Below are 20158 nucleotides of genomic sequence, written 5' to 3'. Positions count from 1 at the left end.
ATTACGAAAAAAACAGTTTGCGGGCCAGTTGCGCGCTGATCTTGCTGCGGTAAATGGCGATCACTTGCGTGTTTGTAGTGTCCGCACTGATCTCGAAGGCGCCTGCCAGCAACCGTTGGCCGCTGGTTTTCAAATGGGCGGCAGTGAAGTTTTCCACCGGTCCGTCGGGTGCGGCGTAGTGGAAGTGCGCATACCACAGCGACGTCTGCGTGCCGTGATCACGGATTTCGTATTCCTTCAGGTAATCCTTGCGCGGCCCTTTGAGCCGGCGCCGTCCGGCAGTGGGCACGATGTCGATTTCGTTCTTGCTCAACAACCATTCGATGCGCGCAGCGGTAGGGGGCTGCTGCTTGATCATTTCGATCCGTATCCGCTGGCCTTCGGCGTTCAGCCGATCCCGGGCCTGATGCAGTTCGGTCTTCAGCTTCGTGGCAACCGGGCGCTGGCTTGCGGTTGTACCGGGGAGGTTCAAGGCCCTTTCCAGGGCTCTGGCGCTTTGATCGAAGTGTTCGCTTTTCTGGCGAAACAGGTCCTCGATTTCTACCGGGATGCGCCCGGGTTTTTTTGAGCTGGCTTCGGTTTGCCTAATGAAGCCTTCCAGACCGTCAAGCAGGCTCTGCCCTTCGGTCAGTTGTGCGGTGAGGGGCATTGGCGCGGCGGGGCGCCGGCGTCTGGCCGGGACGCGTTCGACCCAGACGCCCGGCGTCTTTTCGTGGAAGGTGGCGATGACTCTGCCGGTCATCGGCGCGCGCACCTCCAACAGGACCGGCTCGCCCGGCTGCGCGGGTCGTACTTCACCGACCACCGTGCCTTTGAAGCGTGTCTTGACCACGCGTTTGCGAGGTGCACGCGCAGGTCTTGAGGGCCCGGGACGAGGTTCCGCGGGGACATGCTCGCGCAACAATTGCGCCAGATGGTCTTCGGTGAGTGTCTGAAACTCGCCGATTCGCTTGCGCATATGCTGGAAGGGCTCATCCAGCACGGCGTCCTTGTGCTCGAGGGCGAAGTCCTCCATCGCTTGATCAATGGCGACAAACTGTTCGAGCAGTCCGTCGAGGGCTTCGTTACGTTCGCTGAGGCTTGCGGGGTTTTCCTCCAGCATCAGTTCCTGTGAGGTCTGGATCACCAGGTTGGTGGTGTCGAGCAGGCGGCAAAAGTCAGCCCGGGCCTCATTCAGTGCGGCGGTATCACCTTCCTTGAGACACACTTCACGGGCCAGCGACACTTGTAGCGACTTGAGGTCATTGAGGCTGAACGCCGGCAACCGCTGGCGATACTGCACGATCACTTCGGCCGCATCGCGGCCGAGTCGCTCCAGGGCCTGAAACTTTGATCGGGCGAATTCAATTTTGCTGATCACGCCTTCAGTCAGGTCGACCATTTGTTGATAGGTCGCACGGTCACCGGCGGCACCGTTGATTTCTTCGGCCTCCAGCAGGGCCAGAGTATCGCGCAAGGTCTGAACGAAAGCGGGGTTCTTCTGATCAAGCCATGTCTGGTTAAAGTGCAGCTGGGTGTCGAGCATCGTGGTCATGGCGTTACGGTAGTTGGGCACGGTCTGCAGCAGGCTCAACGCCTTGAGCTGTTCCATCGGCGCCTCGTATTGAAGTGTGCGACGGTCAAGCTGTTCCAGAAACGCTTGTCGCAACCCAGGCAATGTCTGGTCGTTGGCATCCCTCATTTTCTGGTGAGCGGCCAGCAGTTCGGTTTTTGCTTTGGCGCGCTCGTCATCGAAGTCGGAAAGTTGCTGTTTGAGCTCGACGATGCGTTGCCGGTTTTGCTCTTTCACCGCTTTGCGCCTTGCCGACAAGCCACCGCCGCGCAGGCGCAGACGGGTGTCGACGAACCACTGCCCGGCGGCGTTGCCGATCAATGCAGGGCCTCTGCGTGCGGGCTGTTGCCGGGTGTCGATCATCGATACCGCACCCGTTTCGTCGACGGCCACTTCAAACCAGCGCTCACCGATCGGCGCATAGTAGCGGGCGCCCAGGCGATGAAGGTGGCGGTAAAGACCGCTGCCGCTATCGGGTGGCACCAATAATGGGGGACGGGTGACAGCGAAGCGTTCCAGCGTTTGCGTGAGGCCCAGGGCCGCATCGGTCAGCACGCTGGTGCGATGTTGCGCCGGGGCCGGCTCACCCGCGATATCGGGCAGGTGCACAATGCTGATCGGCGCCGGCGGTTTTTCCGCCAGCACGGTTTGCGAGGCATTCGAGTCCATTTTTTCGCTGCCTCGGGCGTTCGACTGACGGGTACTGGCGCGATGGGCGAGGACCATCGCGAGGATCAGCAACAGGTCGGTCATGGCGCTGGCCTGTTGCTGTCGCTCACCTCGTTCGCCAGCGTCGAGGGTCTGCTGGACGTCGTCCAGCACCTGCCAGATCCAGGCAACGGTGCCGACCGTGCGCCCGAGAAAAGGCAGCGCCGCATTGAAGATCATCCATGCATCCTGCTTGAACGTCGCCCAGCGGTTTTGCGCATTGGACACCGATTGTCTATGCGCCAGTTCGACCAGCGCATCGACGTTGGCCTTGAACAGGAAAACCAGATAATCGGTGGCGACGACGCGCGAGCCAAGGGTCAGCGTGCCACCCATCTGTAACGGGGTCAGCGGGTCTGCCAGCAACTGCGCGAGCGACCAGACCGAGGGCAGGCTACCGGTGAACACGTAGTTGGCATAGTTGGCCCGCACCCCGTCGGGCAACCAGGCCAGCACCGATTGCCGTAGCGTTGCCGAGTGCTTGATCGCGTAGATCAGGTTGGCGGGTGTCGGATATTGGCTCAGGGGCTGATCGAGCAAGGGCCGGTAAAGCAGGCAGGGCCCCTTGTCCATGTGCCGGGGGCCGATCACGAACATGTTGGCCACTTCGTCCGCAGCGCCGATCAGGCGCCAGCCGGGATTGAACGCCAGTGGACGGATGACAATTTCCTGACCGTCGACCCAGCGATTGGCTTCGAGCGCCTGAACCACGGCAGCCACATAGCGATAGCCCAACTCATCGATACCGTCCTGGCCGCGGATCTTCTGCTGCAAGGCCAGCAGCGGCAGTTCGACTTGCAAGTGACGGGTGAACAGATTCTGCCGGCGCAGGCTTTCCACCGGGTCATCGAGCAGCTTGTCCTTGATCAGCGCCGGGTAGGTCTTGCCGATGTCGACGCTTGTGATCAGCGCTTCGAGGTAGGCCAGCGTCATCCACGACGGCAACGTTGCCGCGCTTTTGCTGCGCACGATCTTGTTGCCCAACGGCACGGCGATCAGGTTTTGCAGAGCCAGGTCGACCAGGCTCAGTGTGGTGCGTTCCGGCTCCGTCAGCGGCACGAAAGTGCCCCAGACTACGACGCTGTCGACCTCGATCTCGATGTCCGCCAGATTCACCGTCGCCGCATCGGCGTGCTCCTTGAGCATGGCTGCGCGCAGGCTATCCAAAGCAAACTCGCGGATCGGCTTGATGCCGTCCTGAAATGACTGGTCGTTTGTCTGCGTGCGAACGGTCGCCAGATCCATCAAGTGCCGGCTGTACGCCGTGAGGTCGGCGGGGGAGGCGTTGATCATCCAGTCCGGCAAACTTTGCTCGACCCGATTGAATTGCGAAGAGGCGTGTTTATCCGTGGGGTCGAGTTCATTGTTGGCGCGGCTGATATGCGGGGCCGGATCGCGTTTCGCGGCATCGCTGTCCTTGGCCAGTGCGCCGATGGCGTCGGCCTGCAGAGCAATCAGGCTGCACGCCAGATGATCAAAGTAATTGCCTTCGGGTTCGATCAAACGCCATTGCAGCGCGTTGTCAGGTTTCTCTCTGTCGGTGTACCTCACCAGGGACTCGCCGAGGGTCTGCAGCGTGTCGTAGCGTTCAAAGCCACCGGTCACGGTGTGCGCGAGGATCAGGCTGCGCGACCCTGCGGTTCCGATCAGTACGGCCATGTCGAGGGTGTTGAAGCGGGGCGCGCCGCCCTTTGTGTGGCCGAAGTCGAGGTCGATAAGGCAGGCGCGTGATTGATAGGGGTCGTTTGCCGTGCGCGCATTTTTCTCCGGGTGGCTGAACAGGTGGCGCGTCATGCTGACTTCGTCTTGGGTCCATTCCGGCCCGGCGTCGACGTTCCAGCAATCGCGCAGAGAGTTGGATAACCGTTTCCAGCGCGGCGTCGAGGGCTGCACGAGCTGATTCCAGTAAGCGATTTGCTGTTCCTGAAAGGCGAAAAACAGCAACGGCGCGAGTTCGTTGATCAGGTGCCCGATGACCTCAATGCTCACGGGCATCTGCACCGGAACCGGCGCTGAGGGATCCAGGGTCAGGTAGTGCTCACCATCGAAATAAAACACCGGGGTCGACGCCACGCCATGACGTACCAGTGCATCGGTCAGTGATTCGTAGTGTGATTGTCCAGGGCTGATGTGCTGTTCGTTAACGCGCCAGGTGGGCGTCACTACCAGCGCCAGACGGGGATCGATATCGAGTTGCGGATAAAGGGTTTTCAGGGCCGGCAGCAACGCCTGAGTAGCGACTTCGCGGATCGAAGGACCGGTCACCAATTGCGTAACCAGATCGTCCTGATCGTCCTGTTCGTTGGTGAGGCCGAGGTCGGTGGCTGGGCTGGAATCTTCGGTCATGATCACATCCTGTGTGGGGAGGCACCGTCGGGTGTTCGGTGCACATGACGCTCCACGGTAGTGACGCCGGCAGAAGGGCAGGTGGTAGATAAATATTGCGGGCAAAAAAAGACCTGCGTGAACGCAGGTCTTTCGGGTGCGGCGGCCGGCGTCAGGTGCCGGACTTGATCTTGGTCCAGGCCCGGGTCCGCGCCCGCTCGGCATCGCGGGGCAATGGCTGCAGGGTGTACAGCGTATTCATCGCCGCATCGGTCGGGTACAGGTTGGGATTGTTGCGGATCGCCGGGTCCACCAGACCGGTGGCGTCCTTGTTCGGGTTCGGATAGCCGACGAAGTCGCTGACCGGCGCAATCACCGCCGGTTGCAGCAGGTAGTTGATGAAGGTGTAGGCGTCTTCCGGGTTTTTCGCGCCCTTGGGTATCGCGAGCATGTCGAACCAGATCGGCGCACCTTCCTTGGGCAGGCGCATGTCGACCACCACACCGTTCTTCGCTTCCTTGGCGCGGTTGGCCGCTTGCGAGAAGCTGCCGGAATAACCGACCGCGACGCAGATGTCGCCGTTGGCGATATCGGCCATGTACTTGGAGGAGTGGAAGTAGGTGATGTACGGGCGGATCTTCATCAGCAGCGCTTCAGCCTTGTCGTAGTCCGCAGGCTTCTTGCTGTTGGGATCGAGCCCCAGGTGTTGCAGGGCCAGCGGCAGGATCTCCGACGGCGAGTCGAGCAGGGCCACGCCGCACTGCTTGAGCTTGCTGATGTTCTCTTCCTTGAAGATCAGGTCCCAGCTGTCCACCGGCGCGTTATCGCCCAGCGCGGCCTTGACCTTGGCCGGGTTGAAGCCGATCAGGATTGTGCCGTACATGTACGGTACGGCGAACTGGTTGCCCGGGTCGTTGGCCTCGATCAGCTTCATCAGTTTCGGATCGAGGTGATTCCAGTTCGGCAGCTTGCTGCGATCCAGCGGCTGGAACACCCCGGCCTCGATCTGCTTGGCGAGGAACACGTTGGACGGCACCACCACGTCATAACCGGAGTTGCCGGTCAGCAGCTTGGCTTCCAGCGCTTCGTTGGTGTCGAAGATGTCGTAGACCAGTTTGGTCTGGGTGTTCTGTGCCTTGAAGTCTTCCAGCGCCTTGGGCGTGATGTAGTCGAACCAGTTGTAGACGCGCAAGGTGCGTTCTTCGGCGTGAACAGCGCCGCTCAGCAACGCCGCACACAGGGCTGGCGCGAGGAGGTGCTTGAAGTGGTTCATTGTTCGAACCCTTCCAGCACGTTCACCGCGTTGATGCCGATTTCCTCCACCGCGTAACCGCCTTCCATGACGAACAATGTCGGCTTGCTGAGGGCGGCGATGCGCTTGCCCATGGCCAGGTAATCCGGGCTGTCGAGTTTGAACTGCGAGATCGGATCGTCCTTGAACGTGTCGACACCCAGCGACACGACAATGATGTCGGCGCCGTAGCGGTCGATCTCGTTGCAGGCCTGTTCCAGCGCCGCGCTCCACACGTCCCAGCCGGAGCCGGCCGGCAGCGGGTAGTTGAAGTTGCAGCCTTCACCGGCGCCTTCGCCGCGCTCATCGTCGTAGCCGAGGAAGAACGGAAACTCGGCTTCCGGATGGCCGTGGATCGAGGTGAACAACACGTCGCTGCGTGCATAGAAAATCGACTGGGTGCCGTTGCCGTGGTGGTAGTCGACGTCGAGGATCGCGACTTTCTTGTGGCCCTGATCAAGGAACGCCTGGGCGGCGATGGCGGCGTTGTTAAGGTAGCAATAACCGCCCATCAAGTCGCTGGCGGCATGATGTCCCGGTGGACGGCACAGGGCAAAGGCGCTGCGTGCGCCGCGCTGGATTTCCGCCTGGGCAGTCAACGCCACTTGCGCTGCGCTGTAGGCCGCTTGCCAGGTGCCGGCGGTGATCGGTGCGCCGCCGTCGAAGCTGTAATAGCCGAGCTGGCCGTGCAGGCTGGTCGGTTTGATCTGCCGCAGCGTGCGCGCCGGCCAGGTGTAGGGCAGCAGGTCGCCGTCGGTGTTGAATTCGGTCCAGCGCTGCCACGCACCCTTGAAGAAGTCGAGGTAGTCGCGGCTGTGGATCCGCGCGATCGGCTCCAGGCCGAAATCCTTCGGTGCCTCGACCGGGCCCAGGTGCTGGTGTTGGACCCGTTGCAGCACGTGGTCGGCGCGCGAAGGCATCTCGAAGCACGGCTTGAGCTGGCCGTCGATGAGTTCGCAGCGGCCATGGTGCAGGTGGTGATCGTCTGAGTAGATCGTCAGCATTTGTTGTTCTCCGCAGGGCTGATTCGGTTACCCCCAGTGTTGCGGCGCGCGGCGAATCGGAGAACGGCAGGAAAGGCCAAAAGGGGATCGATATGGCCAAAAGATCTGACCGTTATTCGCCCCTTTTTAGATCAAAAAATCGCAGCCTTCGCCAGCTCCTGCAGAGATCGGTGCAGGAGCTGCCGAAGGCTGCGATCTTTTGAACGTTCAGGTTCTGAACTGACTCGGCGCCACGCCGCTCCAGCGCACGAACGCATGGCGGAAGCTCGCGGTCTCGCTGAAACCCAGGGTTTCGGCGATGCGGTAGATCGGCAACTGATCCTCACACAGCATCTGCTTGGCGCGCTCGAAACGCAGTTCGTCGAGCAGTTCCTGATAACTGCTGCCCATGTCCTTGAGGTGTCGGCGCAAGGTGCGCGGCGAGCACTTCATCTGCTGGGCCAGGCCTTCGAGCCCCGGCGCGGCATTCAACTGAGCGCTGAGCAACTGGCGGATGCGCCCGAGCCAGGCCTGGCGGCCGGTGAATTCGAGGTTCTGCTTGCGGCAGCGCTCGGCCATCGCCTGATGGGTAATGGCGTCGGCCAGTGGCAGCGGCTGCTCGAGCCAGCGGCGGTCGAAGGCGAAGGCGTTGTCCCGGGCGGCAAAGTGCAATGGGCTGGCGAAGTGTTCGGCGTAGCTGTCGCGATAATCCGGCGCGGCGTGCTCGAATCGCGTGGCGAGCAGCGGCAGCGGATGACTCAGCAAGTCATCGCAAATGACTTTGAGCGAAACCAGGCAGAACTCGGCGTTGAACACCGCCATCGCCGGACTCTCGCGGTAATCGGCGGCGACGAACCAGACGCGCTCGCCATCGTCTTCCAGACTCAGTTCGAAAAGTGTTCCCAACAGCGCCGGATAACGGATCGCCAGGCGCAAAGCGTCACCGAAGGTGGCACAGGTCAGCAGCGCGTAACCGAGAATGCCGTAGCAGGACACATGCATGCGCCGGCCCAGTTCGAGGCCGATGTCGTGCTTGAGCGCGACTGCGTTGGCGCAGACCTGCATTTCCTGATTGGTGGTGATGCGCGTGTCGGTGCGGTGCAAATCCGCGGCGCTGATGCCGCTGCCCGTGAGCAAGGCGTCACTGGAGAGGCCTTGATCCTTGAAGGTGTTGAGCACCAGCGAGACGGCGTTGAGGGTGGTGAGGTGGGAGTGCAGCATAAGATCTTCCAGCCTTGGGGATGGCTGGAGTGCAGCAAGTTGCATGCCGGACGCCGATCAAACTGTGGGAGGGCGGTTGTGGTGAGGGAGCTTGCTCCCGCTGGGGCGCGCAGCTCCCCCAAAATATCGCGACTGCTTCGCAGCCGAGCGGGAGCAAGCTCCCTCGCCACAGGGGCTCACTCCTACAGGGGGGGGCGTAGTGTCAGATCAGCTCGCCACACAGGTCGAGTTCGATCAGTCGGCGCACTTCAGCCGATTCCAGACCGGCGCCCAGCAACGCCTGCAACTTGCCGAACGCCGCTTCGCGGGTCATGCCGCCACCGGACAACACGCCCACGCCACGCAGCCGGCTGCCGGCCTCGTAAACGTCCAGTTCGACCCCGCCTTCATGGCACTGTGTGACCGCGACCACCACCACACCGCTGTCCCGGGCACGGCCGAGGCTTGCGAGGAACTCGGGGTTGTCGCTCGGTCCGGTGCCGCTGCCGTAGCACTCCAGGACCAGGCCCTGGATGCCGCCGTCGAGCAGGCCGTCGACAATCCCGGCGCTGATGCCGGGGAACAGCGGCAGTACCGCGACATTCGCCAGTCGTTTCGGCTGGTTGTAGTTCAGCGCTGCCGGGATCGACGTGGCTTTCACCCCGCCACCTTGACGCTCCAGGCGCTTGAACGGATGCCGGCCGAAGCTGCGCACTTTCGCGCAACGGGTCGGGTCCAGCAGCTCGCCGTGGAAGTACAGGTGCACGCCCGGCGCCAGGCCCTGGCCGAGCGCAACCAGTGCGCCGCCGAGGTTTTCCCAGGCATCGCTGTCAGCCACGCCCGCCGGCAGCATGGAACCGGTGAAGCACACACGCGCCTGCAGGCCGAGCACCTGGAAACTCATCGCGGCGGCGCTGTAGGCCAGCGTGTCGGTGCCGTGCAGGATCAGCACGCTGTCGCAGCCTTGCACGTCCACGGCATCGACCACCGCTTCACGCAGTTGCTGCCAATAGGCCGGGGTCATGTTGGCGCTGTCGATCAGCGGCGACATTTCCCGGAAGCGCCACTGCGGCACCACCAGCTCAGGCTGGCTGTGCAGGTAGTCGCGCATGCGGGCTTCGAAACCGGATGCCGGGGCCAGCCCGTTGGCACTGGCCTGCATGCCGATGGTGCCACCGGTGTAGAGCACCATGACCTGTTGGGCGGCGGGGTAGGAATTGGCAATCATCTGAAGGTCTCCACAAGAGATGACATTGTAGGAGTGAGCCTGCTCGCGATAGCGGTTCATCATTCAACATTGATGTTGGCTGAAAGACAGCTATCGCGAGCAGGCTCGCGCCTACAGGTAGTGCATCACAATAACTGACGGGCGCAGGGGATGCGCCCGTCATTCACCTGTCAGCGTTGCGCTGCAGGGACGCCTTGCGGCTCGACTTCGCTCTTGCCGGCGGCTGGCGCGTCGGCCGGCCAGGCCTTCAGGTCCAGGTCCAGATCGGCAAACTTGCTGGAGTCGAACACGGGCTGCTTGACGCCGGCGCGGCGCTGCTCGTCGTAGTCGCGCATCACACGCATGCCGACCTTGAACAGCATCGCCAGGGCCATCAGGTTGACGAAGGCCAGGCAGGTCATGGTGATGTCGGCGAAGGCGAACACCGTCGAAAGGTCCTGCATCGAACCCCAGACCACCAGCGCCAGCACCAGGCCGCGGAACGCCATCAGCGCAGCGCGGTTGCGGGTGAGGAATTGCAGGCTGTTCTCGCCCAGGTAGTAGTTGTAGAGGATGCAGGTGAAGACGAACAGCGACAGCGCGACGCTGACGAAGATGCGGCCCCAGTCACCGACCACGGCGGCCAGCGAGTTCTGGGTCAGGACGATGCCGTCACCTTCGAAGCCCGGGGTGTAGAAGCCCGACAACAGGATCAGCAGTGCGGTGCAGGTGCAGATCACGAAGGTGTCGAGGAACACGCTGAAGGCCTGAACCACGCCTTGGGCGCCCGGGTGTTTCACCGAGGCCACGGCGGCGACGTTCGGCGCACTGCCCAGGCCCGCTTCGTTGGCGAACACGCCACGCTTCACGCCCATGACGATGGCGCTGCCGAGCAGGCCGCCGAAGGCCGGGTCGAGACCGAAGGCGCTCTTGAAGATGGTTTCCAGCATGGCTGGCACGTGTTCGATCTGGGTGCCGATCACGTACAGGGTCACGCCGATATAGGCCAGGGTCTTGACCGGTACCAGCAGGTCGGACACCGCCGCGATGCGCTTGATACCACCGATGAAGGTGATGGCCAGCAGCACTGCCAGGACGATCCCGGTGTGACGCGGGTCGAAGGCAAAGGCGTTTTGCAGCGAGTGGGTCACGGTGTAGGACTGCAGGCCGATGAAGGCGAAGCCGTAGGTGACCAGCAGCAGGATGGAGAACACCACCGCCATGCCTTTGAGCTTCAGGCCGTGCTGGATGTAGTAGGCCGGGCCGCCACGGTACAGGCCGTCGCCATCGGCGCGCTTGTAGACCTGAGCCAGGGTGCATTCAAAGAAGCTGCTGGACATGCCGACCAGTGCGGTCACCCACATCCAGAACACCGCACCTGGCCCGCCGAGGGTCACGGCGATGCCGACACCGGCGATGTTGCCTGCACCGACACGGCCGGCAAGGCTGAGCATCAGGGCCTGGAACGAGCTGAGTTGCCCGCCGCTGCTTTTCAGGCTGTCGCGGAACACCGCGAACATGTGGAAGAAGTGCCGCAATTGAACGAAACGCGAGCGAATCGTGAAGTAGCTACCGAGCCCGACAATGAGCACGATCAGTACTTTCCCTGAGAGGAAGTCGTTAATGACTTCGAGCATGGATTTTTCCTCGCTGTTTTTTGTGTAAGCAAATGCTGGATGTTCAGAAACATCGCGTTACACCGGTTTGCGCACGGCACAACAGGTGAGGCGAAGGTTTCGTCCCGGATCCATTTCGCGGGTTTGTTATTAGTTCGGGTTTCGCATGGGTTATGGCCTCGTTACCGACGACCGCTCACGCGAAGAGGGGCGGCACTATACCGATCAGTGCGGCGCCCGTCTGCACGCTCGTGGTGCAAGCGACGAAACGAGGGTGCTGCAAGATCAAAAGATCGCAGCCTTCGGCAGCTCCAACAGGGGTACATCGATCATGTAGGAGCTGCCGAAGGCTGCGATCTTGGCGGTATCTGATACACAAAACATTTAACGTCCTGCCCGCAAAGAAGTTAAAAAAAAGGGCTTGGGGACAAATCCCCAAGCCCTCAAAAGGTGAGAGGTGTCTAGTCCCTCGACCTGGTGAGCGGTGCTACAAGAAATGCGTCGGCTCAGGCTTTGAGCGGAACCAGACGCGGAGCAATCATGTTTTCCGGGCGCAGGATGTCGGCGAGCATGGCTTCGTCGAGCAGACCTTCTTCGCGCACCAGTTCCAGCACGCCGCGGCCGCTTTCAAGGGCGATACGGGCGATGCGGGTGGCGTTTTTGTAGCCGATGTACGGGTTCAGCGCGGTGACCAGACCGATCGAGTGCTCGACCAGTTCGCGGCAGCGTGCTTCGTTGGCGGTGATGCCGACGATGCAGTGCTCGCGCAGCATGTCCATGGCGCGTTGCAGCAGGCGGATCGAGTCGAGGATCTTGAACGCGATCAGCGGCTCCATCACGTTCAGCTGCAGTTGGCCGCCTTCGGCTGCCATGGTCAGCGCCAGATCGTTACCGATGACCTGGAAGGCCACCTGGTTAACGGCTTCCGGAATCACCGGGTTGACCTTGCCGGGCATGATCGAGCTGCCTGGCTGACGCGCCGGCAGGTTGATTTCGTTGATGCCGGTGCGTGGGCCGCTGGACAGCAGGCGCAGGTCGTTGCAGATCTTCGACAGCTTGACCGCGGTGCGCTTGAGCATGCCGGAGAACAGCACGAAGGCGCCCATGTCGGAGGTGGCTTCGATCAGGTCGGCGGCGGGTACCAGCGGTTGACCGCTGATCAGCGCCAGACGCTGAACAGCCAGCGCCTGATAGCGCGGGTCGGCGTTGATGCCGGTGCCGATCGCGGTGCCGCCCAGGTTCACTTCAGTCAGCAGTTCCGGGGCCAGCGTCTTCAGACGGGCCAGGTCTTCGCCCATGGTCGTGGCGAAAGCACGGAACTCTTGACCCAAGGTCATCGGCACGGCGTCTTGCAGTTGGGTACGACCCATCTTCAGGACGTGGTTGAATTCTTCACCCTTGGCTGCGAAGGCCTGAATCAGGCTGTCGAGGCTGGCCAGCAGCGCGTCGTGACCCAGCAGCAGACCCAGGCGGATCGCGGTCGGGTAGGCGTCGTTGGTCGACTGCGCCATGTTGACGTCGTCGTTCGGGTGCAGGTACTGGTACTCGCCTTTCTGGTGACCCATTGCTTCGAGTGCAATGTTGGCGATCACTTCGTTGGCGTTCATGTTGGTGGAGGTACCGGCGCCACCTTGAATCATGTCGACCACGAACTCTTCGTGGAAATCACCGCGGATCAATCGGGCACAGGCTTCGCTGATGGCAGCGTGCTTGGCTTCGCTCAGATGACCCAACTCACGGTTGGCGTCAGCGGCGGCCTGTTTGACCATCGCCAGACCCACAACCAGTTTCGGGTAATGCGAAATCGGAACGCCGGAGAGACGGAAGTTGTTCACCGCTCGCAGGGTCTGGATGCCGTAATACGCTTGAGCCGGTACTTCGAGGGCGCCAAGCAGGTCGTTTTCTGTGCGGAAAGATGCAGCGGAGGACATGATAGAAATCATCTCGATATGGACCCGGTCTGTGCCGGAACGCTGCGAATGCTAGGCTTGTGGGATTTTTTGGGCCAATGCTGTTAAACACTGCCCTATGCACATTCGGCATAATGCCCGTGTGACGCCGCGTGCGCGGCAGACGTGTGACCTGTTTTGGTGCGTTCCCGGGAGGGCGTGATGAATCTGGAAAGCAAATGGCTCGAGGACTTCAGTGCTCTGGCCGCGACCCGCAGCTTCTCGCAGGCCGCCGAACGGCGCTTCGTGACCCAGCCGGCATTCAGTCGGCGGATCCGCAGCCTCGAAGCGGCGCTGGGGCTGACACTGGTCAACCGCTCGCGCACGCCGATCGAGCTGACGGCGGCCGGGCAGCTGTTTCTGGTGACCGCGCGCACCGTGGTCGAACAGCTCGGTGAAGTGCTGCGTCATCTGCATCACCTCGAAGGCGGGCAGGGCGAAGTGATGCAGGTCGCCGCCGCGCACTCGCTGGCGCTGGGCTTTTTCCCGCGCTGGATCGCACAACTGCGCAACGAAGGACTGAACATCGCCACGCGGCTGGTGGCGACCAACGTCGGCGATGCGGTGCACGCGTTGCGTGAAGGGGGCTGTGATCTGATGCTGGCGTTCTACGACCCGGACGCGGCGATGCAGATGGACCCGGAAATCTTCCCGTCGCTGCACCTGGGCCAGACCGAAATGCTCCCGGTGTGCGCGGCGGATGCCGACGGCAAGCCGCTGTTCGATCTCGAAGGGGATGCCAGCGTGCCGTTGCTGGCGTACAGCGCCGGGGCGTTTCTCGGGCGTTCGGTGAACGGCTTGCTGCGTCAGCGGCAGCTGCGTTTCACCACCATCTACGAAACTGCGATGGCCGACAGCCTGAAGAGCATGGCCCTGGAAGGCCTCGGCATTGCCTGGGTGCCACAACTAAGCGTACGTGCCGAACTGGCCCGCGGCGAACTCGTGGTCTGCGGCGGCCCGCAATGGCATGTGCCGCTGGAGATTCGTCTGTACCGCTGCGCGCTGGTGCGCAAGGCCAATGTGCGCCTGTTGTGGCGCAAGCTGGAAGGCGGTGCCGCCCAAAACTCTTGAATCCGCCCGCAGTCCCTGTGGGAGCGAGCCTGCTCGCGAAAGCGGTGTGCCAGATAACATCAATGTTGACTGACACCCCCTCTTCGCGAGCAGGCTCGCTCCCACAATGGAATTTAGGGTGTGTCTTGGCTGACCTTCAAGTCAATAAAACCGGGCGTTTCGCTCATTTGACAGATGGTCGTTTCGGGGGCTGTTTATTGGCTTCTTTGCGGTATACTGCGCGGCCTTCGGCCGGTACATCCGGCCATTTTTCGTACAATCAAGCCACGCAATCCTGCGTGGCTTGTTGTTTTTGACGCGCCTGCGGGCGCCCAGAGAGAAGAGGCGCGACGATGAGTGCACTGGTTGGCGTGATCATGGGCTCCAAGTCCGATTGGTCCACCCTTAGCCACACCGCCGATATGCTGGAAAAGCTCGGCATCCCGTACGAGGTCAAGGTGGTCTCCGCTCACCGTACCCCGGATCTGCTGTTCCAGTACGCCGAAGAGGCTGAGGGCCGCGGCATCGAGGTGATCATCGCCGGTGCCGGTGGTGCAGCTCACCTGCCAGGCATGTGTGCGGCCAAGACCCACCTGCCGGTGCTGGGCGTTCCGGTGCAGTCGTCGATGCTCTCGGGCGTCGATTCGCTGCTGTCGATCGTGCAGATGCCGGCCGGCATTCCGGTTGCCACCCTGGCCATCGGCAAGGCCGGCGCGATCAACGCCGCGCTGCTCTCGGCGAGCATCCTCGGCGCCAAGCATCCACAGTTCCACGCGGTACTGAAAACCTTCCGTGCCGAGCAGACAGACAGCGTCCTGGACAATCCAGACCCACGTATTGCCTGAGGTTGTTGAGATGAAGATCGGTGTAATCGGTGGCGGCCAGTTGGGCCGCATGTTGGCGCTGGCGGGCACCCCGCTGGGCATGAACTTCGCTTTCCTCGACCCGGCGCCGGACGCTTGCGCCGCTGCACTGGGCGAACACCTGCGGGCCGATTACGGCGATCAGGATCACCTGCGCCAACTGGCTGACGAAGTCGACCTGGTGACGTTCGAGTTCGAAAGCGTTCCGGCCGAAACCGTGGCGTTCCTCTCGCAATTCGTGCCGGTCTACCCGAGTGCCGAAGCCCTGCGCATCGCTCGCGACCGCTGGTTCGAGAAGAGCATGTTCAAGGACCTGGGGATTCCGACCCCGGCCTTCGCCGACATTCAATCGCAAGCCGACCTGGACGCCGCCGTGGCGTCGATCGGTCTGCCGGCCGTGCTGAAAACCCGCACCCTGGGGTATGACGGCAAGGGCCAGAAAGTCTTGCGCAAGCCGGAAGACGTGGTGGGTACCTTCGCCGAGCTGGGCAGCGTGGCCTGCCTGCTGGAAGGCTTCGTGCCGTTCACCGGCGAAGTCTCGCTGATCGCCGTGCGTGCCCGCGACGGTGAAACCAGGTTCTATCCGCTGGTGCACAACACCCACGACAACGGCATTCTCAAGCTGTCGGTGGCCAGCACCGATCACCCATTGCAGGCGTTGGCGGAAGACTATTCCAGCCGCGTGCTCAAGCAACTGGATTACGTCGGCGTGATGGCGTTCGAGTTCTTTGAAGTCGACGGTGGCCTCAAGGCCAACGAAATCGCCCCGCGCGTGCACAACTCCGGGCACTGGACCACCGAAGGCGCCGAGTGCAGCCAGTTCGAAAACCATCTGCGCGCCGTTGCCGGCCTGCCGCTGGGTTCGACGGCCAAGGTCGGCGAGAGCGCGATGCTCAACTTCATCGGCGTGGTTCCGCCGGTGGAGAAAGTCATCGCCATCGAAGACTGCCATCTGCACCACTACGGCAAAGCCTTCAAGGCCGGGCGCAAGGTTGGTCACGCCAACCTGCGCTGCGCCGACATGGCCACGCTGCAGGCGCAGATCGTCAAGGTCGAAGCGCTGATCGCCGAGTAACGACAGTTTCATGTGGCCGCGGCGGAACCATTCAGGGGCCGCCGTTCTCTCATTGCAGGATGCCAAAGTCTGACTAGGCTTTGGCATATCTACTATTGAGCGTCAGAGGGAAATGCCATGGGAATTATCGGAACCATCTTTATCGGCTTGATCGTCGGCCTGCTGGCACGCTTCCTGAAACCGGGCGATGACAGCATGGGCTGGATCATGACCATCCTGCTCGGTATCGGCGGTTCGCTGGCGGCCACTTACGGCGGCCAGGCCCTGGGTATCTATCAGGCCGGTCAAGGCGCAGGCTTCATCGGCGCACTGGTCGGTGCGATCGTGCTGCTGGTGATCTACGGCCTGATCAAAAAGAACTGATCCAAGCGACCAAGCCCTCTCTGCCAACGCGGCAGGGAGGGCTAGAATGCTCGGCGATTCAACGTCCTTTCTTATCCGAGCATCTTTTACCGAGCACCTCCATGCGCCGTCTTTTGTTGACTCTCCTTTTGTTGGGCAGCGGTCTGGCCCACGCCGGCGAACTGCCGGAAACCGACTGGCTCGAACTGATGCCCAAGTCGGACCAGAAAGCCCTCGAGGCCATGCCCGAAATCGATCACAACTCCCCGGAGGCCACCGGCACCTTCACCGAGAAGGGCGGGATGAAACAGGCCAAGGGCCTGCCGGCGGTGATGTATTCGACCAAGACCGTGGCGTCGATGAACGACAAACACATCCGCATCGGTGGCTACCCGGTGCCGCTGGAGTCCGACGCCAAGGGCCGCAGCACGCTGTTCTTCCTCGTGCCGTACCCGGGCGCCTGTATCCACGTGCCGCCACCACCACCGAATCAATTGGTGCTGGTGCGTTATCCGAAGGGTTTGAAGCTGGACGATATCTACACGCCGCTGTGGGTGACCGGCACGCTGAAGATCGAGAAGGTCAGCAATGACCTGGCCGATGCGGCGTATGCGCTGGAAGCGGACAAAGTGCGGGTGGTGCAGGAGTCTGACCTCTAACCGTCACCGCAAAACAACTGTGGGAGCGAGCCTGCTCGCGAAAGCGGAGTGTCAGACATTTAAATGTTGACTGATACAACGCCTTCGCGAGCAGGCTCGCTCCCACATTTTTATTGTGGTGCAGGTCAGAGCAGTGTGCTGCCGATGCTGACACCCATGGTATGGCTCGCGCCCGAGGCCAGGTTCACCACGTCATCCATCACATTCGCCGTCTCGATGCAGAGCATGCGCTGCCAGCCATCGTTGTCCATGTCGCTGAACGCCGCTGCGCGGTCGATCCACGGGTTCCAGATCACCGCCGTGCGTGAACCGCTGGCGTTCAGCACGATGCGCCGTTCCCAGCTCGGGTCGACAATGCTCAGTTGCGGCGGAGCGTCGAGGTAGATGCGATCGGTTTCCCCGGCAAAGCGCAGTTCGCCTTGCTGGCTGTGGGTGTTCCAGTTGTCCAGGGTCTCGATGTAGTCCAGACCTTCAACACCTTCGACGTGCACGTTGCGCACATCGCTGACCGCAAAGTAACTGTGCAGCGCCTGACTGAGGCTGACCGCCTCGGTGCCACGGTTATGGCTGGTCAGGCTGATGTGCAGTTGATCGTTCAGGTGCAGGGTCAGTGTCAGGTCGACCTGATGCGGCCAGCCCGGGAAACCACCTTCGGGGTAGGGCAGCTTGAATTCGACCTTGATCCCATCGCCCTCGGCTTCGATGCCGCCCAGTTCCCAATCCATCGCTCGGACAAAACCGTGGGCCGACGCCGGCTCGGCGCTGACGCGCATGGCTTTGACGCTCTGCGGGTTGCGCTCGAAGACGCCGAACCACGGCCAGCACACCGGCACACCGGCACGGATGCTCTTGCCGGTCTTGAACACGGCCTTGTCGTTGAGCCAGATGATCGGCGGCTGGCCGTCTACCTGATAACTGAGGATGTGCGCGCCTTGCTGGGCCACCAGCACTTCGGCCTGACCGTGGCGGATGCGCCAGCAGTTCAGTTCATCCAGTTTCACGGCTTCAACGTTGGGCGTGTTCATGGGACAGCTCTCGATCAGACACTTGGGACGACTATCGACCGCAAAACCGCGGCGAGGTTTAACGCGCGCGGGGCGGTACCGAACGGGTGCGACCGCTGCCGTCGATGGCGACGAAGACGAACACCGCTTCGGTCACTTTACGCCACTCGCTGGACAGCGGATCGTCGCTCCACACCTCGACCATCATCTGGATCGAGCTGCGGCCGATTTCCAGGGTCTGGGTGTAAAAGGACAATTGCGCGCCCACCGCCACCGGCACCAGAAATGCCATGCGGTCGATGGCCACGGTCGCCACACGGCCACCGGCAACGCGGCTGGCCATTGCGGTGCCTGCCAGGTCCATCTGCGCCACCAGCCAGCCGCCGAAAATATCGCCGAAGCCGTTGGTTTCGCGGGGAAGTGCGGTGATTTGCAGGGCCAGGTCGCCTTGCGGGATCGGATCTTCTTGTTCGAGCTCTATCATGCCGGGGGTGCCTCTGACCCGTGACTCTTCGTTGGTATTGCTGGTGGTAGCCGTCTTCAGGAAAAACGATTCAGCACCGAACATACTGCGTTCGTCACGTTTTCCATAAGGCGCCTGAAGGGAAACTCTGCGAAACCGGCTGCTCCGTTCAAGGGCGGGCCAACGACGTTTTCGCACAGCAACCCCCTACAAACCGGAGCAAGGTTGCGAGTATATCGGTCGGTAGACTCCGCGACGACCATCCGGTTCTGATTTTGACCGTCAAATACGCGCCTCTATGTGCTTTTTCGAACAATTTGCTATGGTGCCGAACCTGCCCGAGCCACAGCCAGCGTTGTTGTGGCGGCAGATCCGACTATAAGAGAAGCCCTTGCCATGACCACAGCGCCTTCGAGCCTCGCGCAGCCCGAGCAACCTGCACGACCCCTGACCCGCAATGACTACAAGACTCTGTCGCTATCGGCCCTGGGCGGTGCGCTGGAGTTCTACGATTTCATCATCTTCGTGTTCTTCGCCACCGTGGTCGGCAAGCTGTTCTTCCCGGCCGACATGCCCGAGTGGCTGCGCCTGATGCAGACCTTCGGCATCTTCGCCGCCGGTTATCTCGCGCGGCCGTTGGGCGGCATCGTCATGGCGCACTTCGGTGACCTGCTGGGGCGCAAGAAGATGTTCACCCTGAGCATTTTCATGATGGCTGTGCCGACCCTGATCATGGGCCTGCTGCCGACGTATGCGCAGATCGGCCTGTGGGCGCCGATCCTTCTTCTATTGATGCGGGTCATTCAGGGCGCGGCGATTGGTGGCGAAGTGCCGGGCGCCTGGGTCTTCGTTTCCGAACACGTGCCGCAAAAGCACATCGGCTACGCCTGCGGCACGCTGACCAGCGGCCTGACGGCGGGCATCCTGCTCGGCTCGCTGGTCGCGACCGCGATCAACAGCATTTATACGCCGGTGGAAGTCGCGGATTACGCCTGGCGGATTCCGTTCCTGCTCGGCGGCGTGTTCGGCCTGTTCTCGGTCTACCTGCGTCGCTGGCTGCACGAGACCCCGGTGTTCGCTGAACTGCAACTGCGCAAGGCGCTGGCCGAAGAAGTGCCACTGCGCGCGGTGCTGCGTGACCATCGCGGGGCGATTGCGATCTCGATGCTGCTGACCTGGTTGCTGTCCGCCGGCATCGTCGTGGTGATCCTGATGACCCCGACCGTGCTGCAGACGGTCTATCACTTCTCGCCGACAGTGGCCCTGCAATCCAACAGCCTGGCGATCGTGTTCCTGAGCGTTGGCTGCATCATCTCCGGCGCCCTCGCGGACCGTTTTGGTGCCGGCCGGGTGTTTGTCTTCGGTTGCCTGGGCCTGCTGATCAGCTCCTGGACCTTCTATCACAGCCTCGCCGATCACCCGAACTGGCTGTTCCCGCTGTATGCCCTGACCGGTTTCCTGGTCGGCACCATCGGTGCGGTGCCGTGCGTGATGGTCAAGGCGTTCCCGCCGGTGGTGCGCTTCAGCGGGTTGTCGTTCTCGTACAACGTGGCGTACGCGATCTTCGGCGGGTTGACGCCGATGGTGGTCAGCCTGCTGCTCAAAGAAAGCGCGATGGGCCCGGCCTATTACGTAGCCGTTCTTTGCACGATGGGGGTTCTGGTGGGGGCGTGGCTCTGGAAGAAGGGCCGCTGATCGGCAATTTCCTTCAGCACTATCGGCCCCTTCGCGAGCAGGCTCGCTCCCACATTTGCAATACATTTCAATTGTGGGAGCGAGCCCGCTCGCGACAGCAAAAACCCGAATGCTGGCCTTTCATCCAATTGTCATATTTCAGCCATAGAGTGTTCACACGGCCTGCTGATACTTGG

15 protein-coding genes are annotated in these 20158 nt (G+C 61.9%); 6 read left to right on the top strand and 9 right to left on the bottom strand.

From position 1 onward, the window contains the following. Nucleotide 1: 1 nt before the first annotated feature. The 7 genes from HBN98_RS12140 to aspA all read right to left on the bottom strand — a co-directional run bounded on the left by HBN98_RS12140 (nucleotide 2) and on the right by aspA (nucleotide 12813). On the bottom strand, nucleotides 2-4606 hold the full coding sequence (locus tag HBN98_RS12140; RefSeq protein WP_083367513.1) for a DUF6543 domain-containing protein: 4605 nt from the start codon (nucleotides 4604-4606) through the stop codon (nucleotides 2-4). 151 nt (nucleotides 4607-4757) lie between these two features. Beyond that, nucleotides 4758-5858: a polyamine ABC transporter substrate-binding protein gene (locus HBN98_RS12135; protein ID WP_083367514.1), complete on the bottom strand. Its 1101-nt coding sequence runs from the start codon at nucleotides 5856-5858 to the stop codon at nucleotides 4758-4760. Then, nucleotides 5855-6880: a histone deacetylase family protein gene (locus HBN98_RS12130; RefSeq protein WP_083367515.1), complete on the bottom strand. Its 1026-nt coding sequence runs from the start codon at nucleotides 6878-6880 to the stop codon at nucleotides 5855-5857. Before HBN98_RS12130 ends, HBN98_RS12135 begins: the two co-directional genes overlap by 4 nt. 207 nt (nucleotides 6881-7087) lie before the next feature. Continuing rightward, nucleotides 7088-8080 carry an AraC family transcriptional regulator gene (locus tag HBN98_RS12125; protein ID WP_083367516.1) on the bottom strand — a complete coding sequence of 331 codons (993 nt, stop codon included), beginning with the start codon at nucleotides 8078-8080 and terminating at the stop codon, nucleotides 7088-7090. Between the two features lie 202 nt (nucleotides 8081-8282). After that, entirely contained in the window at nucleotides 8283-9287 is a 1005-nt protein-coding gene (locus HBN98_RS12120; RefSeq protein WP_083367517.1) for an asparaginase, read from the bottom strand. Between the two features lie 170 nt (nucleotides 9288-9457). Next, complete coding sequence (locus tag HBN98_RS12115) at nucleotides 9458-10903, bottom strand: alanine/glycine:cation symporter family protein (protein ID WP_064589863.1); 1446 nt, start codon at nucleotides 10901-10903, stop codon at nucleotides 9458-9460. 485 nt (nucleotides 10904-11388) lie between these two features. Continuing rightward, nucleotides 11389-12813: an aspartate ammonia-lyase gene (aspA, locus tag HBN98_RS12110; RefSeq protein WP_003229645.1), complete on the bottom strand. Its 1425-nt coding sequence runs from the start codon at nucleotides 12811-12813 to the stop codon at nucleotides 11389-11391. A 180-nt stretch (nucleotides 12814-12993) separates the two neighbouring features. On the opposite strand from aspA, the gene HBN98_RS12105 reads away from it, so the two are divergent. The 5 genes from HBN98_RS12105 to HBN98_RS12085 all read left to right on the top strand — a co-directional run bounded on the left by HBN98_RS12105 (nucleotide 12994) and on the right by HBN98_RS12085 (nucleotide 16820). Further along, nucleotides 12994-13902 (top strand): LysR substrate-binding domain-containing protein, encoded by a 909-nt coding sequence (locus HBN98_RS12105; RefSeq protein ID WP_064589862.1) that lies wholly within the window; start codon nucleotides 12994-12996, stop codon nucleotides 13900-13902. 332 nt (nucleotides 13903-14234) lie between these two features. Beyond that, on the top strand, nucleotides 14235-14726 hold the full coding sequence (purE, locus tag HBN98_RS12100; protein WP_003229641.1) for a 5-(carboxyamino)imidazole ribonucleotide mutase: 492 nt from the start codon (nucleotides 14235-14237) through the stop codon (nucleotides 14724-14726). A gap of 10 nt (nucleotides 14727-14736) precedes the next feature. Further along, entirely contained in the window at nucleotides 14737-15819 is a 1083-nt protein-coding gene (locus tag HBN98_RS12095) for a 5-(carboxyamino)imidazole ribonucleotide synthase (protein ID WP_083367518.1), read from the top strand. Between the two features lie 117 nt (nucleotides 15820-15936). After that, nucleotides 15937-16182, top strand: coding sequence for a GlsB/YeaQ/YmgE family stress response membrane protein (locus HBN98_RS12090; protein ID WP_003229635.1), 246 nt, complete (start codon nucleotides 15937-15939; stop codon nucleotides 16180-16182). Between the two features lie 101 nt (nucleotides 16183-16283). After that, nucleotides 16284-16820, top strand: coding sequence for a DUF3299 domain-containing protein (locus HBN98_RS12085; protein WP_027610367.1), 537 nt, complete (start codon nucleotides 16284-16286; stop codon nucleotides 16818-16820). 125 nt (nucleotides 16821-16945) lie between these two features. On the opposite strand, the gene HBN98_RS12080 is transcribed toward HBN98_RS12085, so the two are convergent. Continuing rightward, nucleotides 16946-17845, bottom strand: a complete 900-nt coding sequence (locus HBN98_RS12080; protein WP_083367519.1) for a D-hexose-6-phosphate mutarotase — start codon at nucleotides 17843-17845, stop codon at nucleotides 16946-16948. Between the two features lie 58 nt (nucleotides 17846-17903). After that, nucleotides 17904-18308 (bottom strand): acyl-CoA thioesterase, encoded by a 405-nt coding sequence (locus tag HBN98_RS12075; protein ID WP_003229628.1) that lies wholly within the window; start codon nucleotides 18306-18308, stop codon nucleotides 17904-17906. Between the two features lie 375 nt (nucleotides 18309-18683). Between HBN98_RS12075 and HBN98_RS12070 the strand changes: the two genes are divergently transcribed. After that, nucleotides 18684-19982 (top strand): MFS transporter, encoded by a 1299-nt coding sequence (locus HBN98_RS12070; protein WP_083367520.1) that lies wholly within the window; start codon nucleotides 18684-18686, stop codon nucleotides 19980-19982. The last annotated feature ends 176 nt before the right edge of the window (nucleotides 19983-20158 follow it).

Source organism: Pseudomonas koreensis (assembly GCF_012986595.1).
Classification (GTDB): domain Bacteria; phylum Pseudomonadota; class Gammaproteobacteria; order Pseudomonadales; family Pseudomonadaceae; genus Aquipseudomonas; species Aquipseudomonas koreensis.
This window is presented reverse-complemented; position numbering and strand designations above follow the sequence as displayed.